Raw genomic sequence first — 9,670 nt, 5'->3', positions numbered from 1 at the left:
CGATGCTCTGCTTGCTGACGCGGACATTCAGGCTGTCATTGTCGCCATATTCGCGCATGACCTCCAACTCGGTCAGTTCATTCTCGGCCAGCAGTTCCGCCAGCGCCTTGATGAAGGCCACGTCCCCGTCATGTGTCTTGTTCGCCATCTCTGCCCTCGGATGTTCTGGCGAGGGACGCCCCCCGCGCGGATGATCATGTTCCGGGCTATATACGCGTTCCCCAAGGGGCTGAAAAGCCAAACCGGATGCGAAATCGACCCGGTTCTGTGCAAAGCGGCGTCTCGAATGCCTGGAATTGAAGCCTCTGCGCAGGAAAATGACGAATCCGGCCAGATTTTCGCACTATTCAATTTTTTACCACTTGATCAAAAATCGGACCTGTGTCAGCGTTTCCTCAAAAGAACAAGCCATTCGATCAGGGAGGCACCCATGACGAACAGCCCGTTTACCCCGGGACTCGCGTCCGGCCGTCTAGCGGCCGAAGACTACGCATCCAATTTCGGCGACCTGCATGACCCGCTGGACGATCACGAGGCATTGGTGGCAGCCGACCGCTGCTATTTCTGCCATGACGCGCCCTGCATGACGGCCTGCCCGACGGATATCGACATTCCGCTCTTCATCCGGCAGATCGCCACCGGCACGCCCGAAGCGGCGGCGCGCACCATCCTCAGCCAGAACATCCTCGGCGGCATGTGCGCCCGCGTCTGTCCGACCGAAACGCTCTGCGAAGAGGTCTGCGTGCGCGAAGTGGCTGAAGGCAAGCCGGTCATCATCGGGCAGTTGCAGCGCTACGCCACCGACAAGCTGATGGAGGCAGGCGTTCACCCCTTCACCCGCGCGGCGGCCACCGGCAAGAAAGTGGCGGTTGTGGGGGCGGGGCCTGCGGGCCTGTCCTGTGCGCACCGTCTGGCGATGAAGGGCCATGACGTCGACCTATATGATGCGCGGCCCAAGGGCGGCGGGCTTAACGAATACGGCATCGCGGCCTACAAGACGGTAAACGGGTTTGCCGGGGCCGAGGTGGATTGGCTGATGCAGATCGGTGGCATCACGCTGCACACCGGCAAGGCCCTTGGCACGGATCTGAGCCTTAATGCCCTGAAGGCCGACTATGACGCCGTGTTCCTCGGCATGGGGCTTGGCGGTGTCAACGCCCTGCGCGCCGAAGGTGAGGACAAGAGCGGCGTGTCCGATGCCGTTGATTTCATTTCCGATTTGCGCCAGTCCGAGGATCTCTCCTCCCTCCCTGTCGGGCGCAATGTGGTGGTGATCGGCGGTGGCATGACCGCCGTCGACGCCGCCGTGCAATCGAAGCTGCTTGGCGCGGAAAACGTGACGATCCTCTATCGCCGCAGCCGCGCTGAAATGCCCGCCAGTCGGTTCGAACAGGATCTTGCCGCGTCCAAGGGCGTGCGGCTGGTGTTCAACGCCAAACCCGTGCGCGTCACCGGAAACGGCGCGGCGCAGGCAGTGGAGGCGGAATATACGGTGTCCGGCCCCGACGGGCTGAAAGGCACGGGCGAGACCTTCACCATCCCCGCCGATCAGGTGCTGAAAGCCATCGGCCAGACGCTGGAGGGCGCACCGGATGCGCTGACCATCGAGGGCGGCAAGATCGCCGTCACCGGGCCGGGCCGCACCAGCGTGGCCGGGGTCTGGGCCGGGGGCGACTGTGCCTCGGGCGGCGAAGACCTGACGGTGACCGCCGTGGCCGAGGGGCGCGACGCTGCGGAAGACATCCATGCGAGCCTGACGGGCGCATGATGCGGGCGGCGGTCCTCTCCCTGGCCGTCTGGCCCGCTGCTGCCGGGGCGACCGGCGGCGCTGCGCCCGTGGCGGGGTTTGGTCCCTATTGCGACCCGGAATCGGGGCAGGAGGTGTTCACGTTGACCGCCGATGGCCTCTTCGAGCCGCCGCAAACCCTCTGCCGCTTTCGTGCACCGCTGGCCGAAGACCTCACCTATGAGGGCGAGGTGGCGTGCGAAACCCCGCTGTTCATGGACCCCGCTGCCCCCAACACGCCCTCTGATATCATTCTGTCCGGCTACCGTTTGTCCCTGCGGCCGGGCGAAGAGGCCGGAACGCTGATCTACCGCCACGATGACGCGGCCCCGGTCGAAACCCTGCATTGCCACGCGGTCTGGCCCAACTAGCAGCCCGCCTGGCCTGACACCAAGGAGGACGCCAAATGGCTGATCTCACGACGAATTTCATCGGCATCAAAAGCCCCAACCCGTTCTGGCTGGCCTCGGCCCCGCCCACGGACAAGGAATACAACGTCCGCCGCGCCTTCGAGGCCGGGTGGGGCGGTGTGGTCTGGAAGACCCTGGGCGAGGAAGGCCCGCCGGTCGTCAACGTCAACGGGCCTCGCTACGGCGCGATCTGGGGGGCGGACCGGCGGTTGCTGGGGCTCAACAATATCGAGCTGATCACCGACCGCCCGCTGGAGGTGAACCTGGAGGAAATGACCCGCGTGAAGAAGGATTATCCCGACCGCGCGCTCATCGCCTCGCTGATGGTGCCGGTGAACGAGGACAGCTGGAAGGCGATCCTCGACCGGGTGATCGAAACCGGCTGCGACGGGGTGGAACTGAACTTCGGCTGTCCCCATGGGATGAGCGAACGTGGCATGGGCAGCGCCGTGGGCCAGGTGCCGGAATATGTCGGTCAGGTCACCGAGTGGTGCAAGAAGCATTCCGACCTGCCGGTGATCGTGAAGCTGACGCCCAATATCACCGACATCCGCAAACCCGCGCAGGCGGCGAAGGATGGCGGCGCGGACGCCGTGTCGCTGATCAACACGATCAATTCGATCACCTCGGTCGATCTGGATTTGTTCGCACCCGAACCCACCATCGACGGCAAGGGCGCCCATGGCGGCTATTGCGGCCCGGCGGTGAAGCCGATTGCGCTCAACATGGTGGCCGAGATTTCCCGCTCGCCCTCGCTGGCCGGCCTGCCGATCTCGGGCATTGGCGGCGTCACCACCTGGCGCGACGCGGCGGAGTTCATGGCGCTTGGCGCGGGCAATGTGCAGGTCTGCACGGCGGCGATGACCTACGGGTTCAAGATCGTGCAGGAAATGATCTCGGGCCTTAGCCAGTACATGGACGAGAAGGGCTTCACCTCGACTTCCGAGCTTGTGGGCCGTGCGGTGCCGAACTGTTCCGACTGGCAGCACCTCAACCTCAACTATGTCTCAAAGGCGCGGATCGACCAGGATGCCTGCATCAAATGCGGGCGCTGCTATGCGGCCTGCGAAGATACCAGCCACCAGGCGATCACCATGTCCGAGGACCGGGTCTTCGATGTGGATGACAGCGAATGCGTGGCCTGCAACCTGTGCGTGAATGTCTGCCCGGTCGAGGGCTGCATCACCATGGAACAGCTCGCCCCCGGCACGGTGGATGAACGCACCGGCAAGGTGGTCGAGAAGGACTATGCCAACTGGACGACGCATCCGAACAACCCCGGAAGCTGCGCTGCGGAATAGACCTTTGCACCGACGGGAAAGGCGTTTCGAAACGCCTTTCTCACGCGGTTTCGAAACCGCGTCACAAGCGCATTCGAATGCGCTTTTTCCAAGCCGCTTCGAAGCGGCTTCCCCGCGCGGGTTCAGATGCCGCGAAGAAGCGCCCCGAGCCGGCTCATCCCGTCCTCGATCATCGCGCCATCCGCGCAGGAAAACGCCAGCCGCAGCGTATTCTCGCCCGTTCCATCCGCATGAAATGCCCGTCCAGGCACGAAGGCGAGGTTCTTTTCCTCGATCGCGCGGGCCAGCAGATCGCCCGCATCCATCCCTCGCGGCAGGGTCAGCCAGATGAACATGCCCCCCTCGGGCCGGGTCCATTCCACAGCTTCCGGCATATGCCGGGCCAAGGCGTCGAGCATGGCATCGCGCCGCGCCCCGTAGGCATCACGAATTCTGTCCACATGGGTGCCGAAACAGGCTTCCGCCACCTTGTGAATGGCCATCTGGTTGATCGTCGCGCTGTGCAGATCGGCGGCCTGTTTCATCAGCACAAGCTGCTGGATCACCGGGCTTGCCGCCACCACCCATCCAACACGAAGACCGGGCGACAAGGTCTTGGAAAAGCTGCCACAATAGACTGTGCGACAGGCCTCCAGATCGCCTTTCCGGGCCAGTTCCAGCGCCAGGATCGGCGGCACCGGATCGCCGTCATAGCGCAAAGACTGATAGGCGGCGTCCTCCAGCACCATGCAATCCAGCTTCTCGGCCAGATCGAGCAGCTTTTCGCGCCCTTCACGGTCCACGGTTTCCCCGGTCGGATTGGCGAAATCGGGCGAGAGGTAAAGGAATTTCACCTGTCCACCCTCGGCCTCCGCTGCAGCGCGATAGTCTTCGGCAGCCCGGTTGGTGCGGATATGCAGCCGGTCATAGCGCGGCTCATAGGCGTTGAACGCCCCAAGCGCGCCCATATAGGTCGGCCAGCCCACCAAAGCGGTGTCGCCGGGCGACAGCATCAGCTTGCCCAGATAGTCCAGCGCCTGCTGCGAGCCGCTGGTGATCAGCACGTTTTCGGGCCCGCAGGGAACGCCGATCTTCGCCATTTCCCCCGCGATCCAGTGTCTAAGCGGCAGATAACCCTCGGACACGGAATATTGCAGCGCCTGGTTGGGGGCCTCGGCCAGCACCTGACCATAGGCGTCGGCGAATTCCGCCTTGGGAAACAGCGCCGCGTCCGGGATGCCACCCGCAAAAGACAGGATGCCGGGCCGGTCGAGCAGCTTCAGCAATTCCCGGATTTCCGAGGCCTTCATACGGGCGGTGCGGGTGGCGAAATTCCGGGCGAGACTCATGGGCGCAATCCTCCTCGATCCGGGAGCCTACGCGCGCCGAAAAATAAGTCAACAAGATTGACCTATAGGGCCGATGCGGACCTATTCGGGCCGGAGCAGCCTGGCAAACAGCCCGTCCAGAAACCTTCCCGCCTCGTCCAGCGGATCGTGGCCGGGGCCAAGCACCGCGCGCACCTGCACGTCGAAATCGGCGTAGTGCTGCGTCAAGGCCCAGATGGAAAACAGCAAATGATGCGGGTCGAGATCGGCGATCTTCCCGGCGGCGATCCAGTCGCGAATGACGGCGGATTTCTCCTCGACCAGATCGCGCAACTCTCCTTCCAGCGCGCCGATCATCCGGGGCGCGCCTTGCAGGATCTCATTGGCAAAGAGACGGCTTTCGCGGGGGAAATCGCGGCTCATCTCCAGCTTGCGGCGCACATAGGTCATCAGTTCCTCGACCGGTTCGCCGTCCGGGTCCAGATCGCGCAGCGGGTCGAGCCATGTGGTCATCAGTTCGGTCAGCAGGCTGACATGGATGGCCTCTTTCGAGGGGAAATAATACAGCAGGTTCGGTTTCGACAGCCCTGCCTCGGCGGCGATCTGATCCAGCGTCGCGCCGCGAAATCCCTGACGAGAGAACACCTCCAGCGCCGCGTCGAGAATCGCCTGCGTGTTCTTGCGCTGAATACGGGTCTTGGGCGGTTGAACTTTCACGGTCATCAGCATCACATTCCTGCGGTTTCGGGCCGAACCCTTGCGATAGACGGTTCCAACAGCGCCGCCAAGACCCGCAAGAAACAGGTTTTTCGCCTATTTGGCCCGCGAATGCCAATCCTTTGGGTGCAAAATCTTGACTGGTCCTATCCCTTTGATAGCGTGTTCTTGACCAGTTGGTCAAAACAGGAATGAAAAGGGCCGGGCACGCATCCGGTCCGCATCACAGGGAGAGCCACCATGTCCGCCCCCGGCGAAAACCTCAAGATCAATGGCGCGCGTCTTTGGGACAGCCTGATGGAGATGGCCAAGATCGGCCCCGGTATCGCGGGCGGCAATAACCGGCAGACCCTGACCGATGACGATGCCAAGGGCCGCGCCCTGTTTCAGAACTGGTGCGAGGCGGCGGGCTGTTCCATGGGGCTCGACGAAATGGGCAATATGTTCGCCCGGCGCGAGGGCACGGACCCTGACGCGCTGCCGGTCTACATGGGCAGCCATCTGGATACGCAGCCCACGGGCGGCAAATATGACGGGGTTCTGGGCGTGCTCGGCGGGCTGGAAGCGCTGCGCACCATGAACGACCTTGGGATCAAGACGAAACACCCGATCGTGCTGGTCAACTGGACCAACGAAGAGGGCACGCGTTTCGCCCCCGCCATGCTCGCCTCTGGCGTTTTCGCGGGCAAGCACACGCAGGACTGGGCTTATGACCGTGTCGATGCCGAGGGCAAGCGCTTCGGCGATGAGCTGGAGCGCATCGGCTGGAAGGGCGACGAAAAGGTCGGCGACCGCAAGATGCATGCGATGTTCGAGCTGCATATCGAGCAGGGGCCGATTCTGGAGGCCGAGGGCAAGGATATCGGCGTTGTCACCCATGGGCAGGGCCTGCGCTGGATCGAATGCACCGTGACCGGCAAGGAAAGCCACACCGGCTCGACGCCCATGCATATGCGCAAGAATGCGGGCCGTGGATTGGCGCTGATCACCGAGCTGGTGCATGAGATCGCGATGAAGAACCAGCCCAATGCCGTGGGCGCGATCGGCCATATCGACGTCTATCCCAACAGCCGCAACATCATCCCCGGCAAGGTCGTCTTCACCGTCGACATGCGCACCCACCTGCTGGACAAGCTCAACGCCATGGTGGCCGAGCTGATGGAGCGTGCGCCGAAGCTTTGCGAAGAGATCGGCGTCAGCTTCGAATGCGAGATCGTCGGCCAGTTCGATCCGCCCGCCTTCGACGAGGGCTGCGTTAATGCCGTGCGCGACGCGGCCAAGCGGCTCGGCTTCAGCCATATGGACATTGTCTCGGGCGCGGGCCACGATGCATGCTGGATCAACGACGTGGCCCCCACGGCGATGATCATGTGCCCTTGCGTCGACGGCCTCAGCCATAACGAGGCCGAGGAAATCAGCCCCGAATGGGCCGAGGCCGGCGCCAACGTCCTCTTCCACGCTGTCGTGGAAACCGCGGAGATTGTTGAATGAATTCAAGACTGATCGTTGCCGGAATTGTGGCTCTGACGGCCCTTGGCGGCTGCGTGAATACCGGGATCACCCCCACCAGCCGGGATCAGGTGCCGCAAGCGGTCTGGAACCGCGTGCCGCCCGGAACCCCGGTGCAGAACATCCAGCAAGGCACCGTCGACGGCTGCTACTGGTACCTGCGCCACGGCCCTCTGGAAACGGTCTGGGTGCCCGTGCGTGACATCGAAAGCGTCCCGATCTGTACGTGATCTGACGCAAACAGGGAGACAACATAATGACCACCAAAGTCATCAAGGGCGGCATGGTCTGCACCGCCGACCGCACCTGGAAGGCCGATGTGCTGATCGAGGACGAGAAGATCAAGCAGATCGGCGAGGATCTGAAGGGCGATGAATATATCGACGCGGACGGGGCCTATGTGATCCCCGGCGGCATCGACCCGCATACCCATCTGGAAATGCCCTTCATGGGCACCACGGCGGCAGAAACCTTTGAGACCGGCACCTGGGCCGCAGCCTGTGGCGGCACCACGATGCTGGTGGATTTCTGCCTGCCCGGAGCGGATGGGTCAATCAAGAACGCCATCCATGAATGGCATCGCAAATCTGCCCCGCAGATCTGCGCCGATATCGGCTATCACATGGCGGTCACGGGCTGGAATGAAAGCGTCTTCAACGAGATGAAGGACGCGGTCGATATGGGCGTGAACTCGTTCAAGCATTTCATGGCCTATAAGGGCGCGCTGATGATCGAGGATGACGAGATGTTCGCCTCGTTCAAGCGCTGCAAGGAATTGGGTGCGCTGCCCATGGTCCATGCGGAAAACGGCGATCTGGTGGCCGATATGCAGGAACAGATGATCGCGCAGGGGATCACCGGGCCGGAAGGCCATGCCTATTCCCGTCCGCCGGAATTCGAGGGCGAGGCCGCTAACCGCGCCATTACCATCGCCGATGCGGCGGGTGTGCCTCTCTACATCGTTCATGTCTCCTGTGAACAGGCGCATGAGGCGATCCGCCGGGCGCGGCAGAAGGGCATGCGCGTTTATGGCGAGCCTCTCATACAATTCCTAACACTTGATGAAACCGAGTATTTCAACAAGGACTGGGACCACGCCGCGCGCCGGGTGATGAGCCCGCCCTTCCGGTCGAAGGACCATCAGGACAGCCTGTGGGCCGGGCTTCAGGCGGGCAGCTTGCAGGTCGTGGCGACCGACCACGCGGCATTCAACACCGATCAGAAACGCGCGGGCCGGGACGATTTCCGCATCATTCCCAACGGCTCCAACGGGTTGGAGGAACGGCTCGCCGTCCTGTGGACCGAAGGCGTGGAAACCGGCCGCCTGACGCCGAACGAGTTTGTCGCGGCTACTTCAACGAATGTCGCCAAGATATTGAATATCTATCCGAAAAAGGGCGCCATTGTCGAAGGGGCGGATGCGGATATCGTGGTCTGGGATCCGAAGATCACCAAGACGATCAGCGCCTCCAACCACCATTCGATTCTCGACTACAACGTCTTCGAAGGCTTCGAGGTCAAGGCGCAGGCGCGCTATACGCTGAGCCGGGGCGAGGTCATCTGGGCCTGGGGGCAGAACAGCCAGCCGCAGCCCGGCCGGGGCCGGTTCGTGCCGCGCCCGGCCTTCCCCTCGGCGCATGAGGCGCTGTCGAAATGGAAGGCGCTGACCGCCCCCAAGATGATCCAGCGCGACCCGCTGAACATCCCGGCGGGGATCTGATTATCGTTTGAAAACAATCCGCTCCGGGGCATTCTCGGGGCGGTTCAATAAGCCGGAACCGGGCAAAACCGGGCAGCCAAAGGGAATGGGTGTGAGCCAGGACACTGTGATCAAGGCCGAGGGCCTCAACCTCGTCTTCGAGACGAATGACGGCCCCGTACATGCGCTGAAGGATGTCGACCTGGAGATCGACAAGGGCGAGTTCGTCAGCTTCATCGGCCCCTCGGGCTGCGGCAAGACCACCTTCCTGCGCTGTATCGCTGCGCTGGAAACGCCGACGGGCGGCAGCCTGAGCGTGAACGGGATGAGCCCGGATGAGGCCCGGAAAAGCCGCGCCTATGGCTATGTCTTTCAGGCCGCCGGACTGTACCCCTGGCGCACCATCGCGGGCAATATCAAACTGCCGCTGGAGATCATGGGATATAGCCGCGCGGATCAGGAAACCCGCGTGAAGAACGTCATGGAACTCGTTGATCTTGCAGGATTTGGCAAGAAATACCCCTGGCAGCTATCGGGCGGGATGCAGCAGCGGGCCAGCATCGCGCGGGCGCTGGCTTTTGACGCCGATATCCTGCTGATGGACGAGCCGTTCGGAGCCTTGGACGAGATCGTGCGCGACCATCTGAACGAGCAGCTTTTGCAGCTTTGGGCACGCACGAACAAGACCATTGGCTTCGTCACCCACTCGATCCCCGAGGCGGTCTATCTCTCGACAAAGATCGTGGTGATGAGCCCGCGACCGGGCCGGATCACCGACATTATCGACAGCCCACTGCCGAAGGAACGGCCCCTCGATATCCGCGACACGCCCGAGTTTCTGGAGATCGCCCACAGGGTGCGGGAGGGGCTGCGTGCCGGTCATGCCTATGACGATTGAGGCGCTGAAAGTGGGGGGGTGCCCCCCGTACACCCCCTGTACA

At 62.8% G+C, this 9,670-nt stretch carries 9 protein-coding genes and 1 pseudogene; 7 read left to right on the top strand and 3 right to left on the bottom strand.

Annotated elements, in window-relative coordinates; translation table 11 throughout:
- Positions 1 to 148 (bottom strand): annotated as a pseudogene (locus tag RBB16_RS19965) (acetyl-CoA carboxylase, biotin carboxyl carrier protein); the annotation flags it as partial.
- A 282-nt stretch (positions 149 to 430) separates the two neighbouring features.
- Between RBB16_RS19965 and RBB16_RS19960 the strand changes: the two are divergent.
- The 3 genes from RBB16_RS19960 to preA are packed head-to-tail and all read left to right on the top strand — an operon-like array spanning position 431 to position 3,497.
- Positions 431 to 1,768 carry an NAD(P)-dependent oxidoreductase gene (locus RBB16_RS19960; protein WP_306047790.1) on the top strand — a complete coding sequence of 446 codons (1,338 nt, stop codon included), beginning with the start codon at positions 431 to 433 and terminating at the stop codon, positions 1,766 to 1,768.
- On the top strand, positions 1,765 to 2,157 hold the full coding sequence (locus RBB16_RS19955) for a hypothetical protein (RefSeq protein WP_306047789.1): 393 nt from the start codon (positions 1,765 to 1,767) through the stop codon (positions 2,155 to 2,157). The genes RBB16_RS19960 and RBB16_RS19955 overlap by 4 nt, the downstream gene beginning before the upstream one ends.
- Before the next feature lie 35 nt (positions 2,158 to 2,192).
- On the top strand, positions 2,193 to 3,497 hold the full coding sequence (gene preA / locus RBB16_RS19950) for an NAD-dependent dihydropyrimidine dehydrogenase subunit PreA (RefSeq protein WP_306047788.1): 1,305 nt from the start codon (positions 2,193 to 2,195) through the stop codon (positions 3,495 to 3,497).
- 122 nt (positions 3,498 to 3,619) lie between these two features.
- On the opposite strand, the gene RBB16_RS19945 is transcribed toward preA, so the two are convergent.
- Together RBB16_RS19945 and RBB16_RS19940 are read right to left on the bottom strand one after the other, a co-directional pair.
- Positions 3,620 to 4,825 (bottom strand): PLP-dependent aminotransferase family protein, encoded by a 1,206-nt coding sequence (locus RBB16_RS19945; protein ID WP_306047787.1) that lies wholly within the window; start codon positions 4,823 to 4,825, stop codon positions 3,620 to 3,622.
- Positions 4,826 to 4,906: 81 nt separating this feature from the next.
- Positions 4,907 to 5,527: a TetR family transcriptional regulator C-terminal domain-containing protein gene (locus RBB16_RS19940; protein ID WP_306047786.1), complete on the bottom strand. Its 621-nt coding sequence runs from the start codon at positions 5,525 to 5,527 to the stop codon at positions 4,907 to 4,909.
- A gap of 234 nt (positions 5,528 to 5,761) precedes the next feature.
- Here RBB16_RS19940 and RBB16_RS19935 point away from each other — a divergent pair, with 234 nt between their 5' ends.
- From RBB16_RS19935 to RBB16_RS19920, 4 genes are all read left to right on the top strand, one after another.
- Positions 5,762 to 7,012 (top strand): Zn-dependent hydrolase, encoded by a 1,251-nt coding sequence (locus tag RBB16_RS19935; protein WP_306047785.1) that lies wholly within the window; start codon positions 5,762 to 5,764, stop codon positions 7,010 to 7,012.
- Complete coding sequence (locus tag RBB16_RS19930) at positions 7,009 to 7,260, top strand: hypothetical protein (protein ID WP_071690123.1); 252 nt, start codon at positions 7,009 to 7,011, stop codon at positions 7,258 to 7,260. Before RBB16_RS19935 ends, RBB16_RS19930 begins: the two co-directional genes overlap by 4 nt.
- A 26-nt stretch (positions 7,261 to 7,286) precedes the next feature.
- On the top strand, positions 7,287 to 8,750 hold the full coding sequence (gene hydA, locus RBB16_RS19925) for a dihydropyrimidinase (protein WP_306047784.1): 1,464 nt from the start codon (positions 7,287 to 7,289) through the stop codon (positions 8,748 to 8,750).
- 91 nt (positions 8,751 to 8,841) lie between these two features.
- Positions 8,842 to 9,627: an ABC transporter ATP-binding protein gene (locus RBB16_RS19920; protein ID WP_371931272.1), complete on the top strand. Its 786-nt coding sequence runs from the start codon at positions 8,842 to 8,844 to the stop codon at positions 9,625 to 9,627.
- Positions 9,628 to 9,670: the final 43 nt, after the last annotated feature.

The organism is Nioella sp. MMSF_3534, assembly GCF_030732985.1.
Classification (GTDB): Bacteria; Pseudomonadota; Alphaproteobacteria; order Rhodobacterales; family Rhodobacteraceae; genus Nioella.
The sequence above is the reverse complement of the archived record's forward strand: the minus strand, read 5'-3'. Positions and strand labels throughout refer to the sequence as shown.

What these genes read in the sequence shown, in the direction of transcription:
- RBB16_RS19960 (WP_306047790.1), top strand. Translation starts at nt 431, where the DNA reads ATGACGAACAGCCCGTTTACCCCGGGACTCGCGTCCGGCCGTCTAGCG.
- RBB16_RS19955 (WP_306047789.1), top strand. Translation starts at nt 1,765, where the DNA reads ATGATGCGGGCGGCGGTCCTCTCCCTGGCCGTCTGGCCCGCTGCTGCC.
- preA (WP_306047788.1), top strand. Translation starts at nt 2,193, where the DNA reads ATGGCTGATCTCACGACGAATTTCATCGGCATCAAAAGCCCCAACCCG.
- RBB16_RS19945 (WP_306047787.1), bottom strand. Translation starts at nt 4,825, where the DNA reads ATGAGTCTCGCCCGGAATTTCGCCACCCGCACCGCCCGTATGAAGGCC.
- RBB16_RS19940 (WP_306047786.1), bottom strand. Translation starts at nt 5,527, where the DNA reads ATGACCGTGAAAGTTCAACCGCCCAAGACCCGTATTCAGCGCAAGAAC.
- RBB16_RS19935 (WP_306047785.1), top strand. Translation starts at nt 5,762, where the DNA reads ATGTCCGCCCCCGGCGAAAACCTCAAGATCAATGGCGCGCGTCTTTGG.
- RBB16_RS19930 (WP_071690123.1), top strand. Translation starts at nt 7,009, where the DNA reads ATGAATTCAAGACTGATCGTTGCCGGAATTGTGGCTCTGACGGCCCTT.
- hydA (WP_306047784.1), top strand. Translation starts at nt 7,287, where the DNA reads ATGACCACCAAAGTCATCAAGGGCGGCATGGTCTGCACCGCCGACCGC.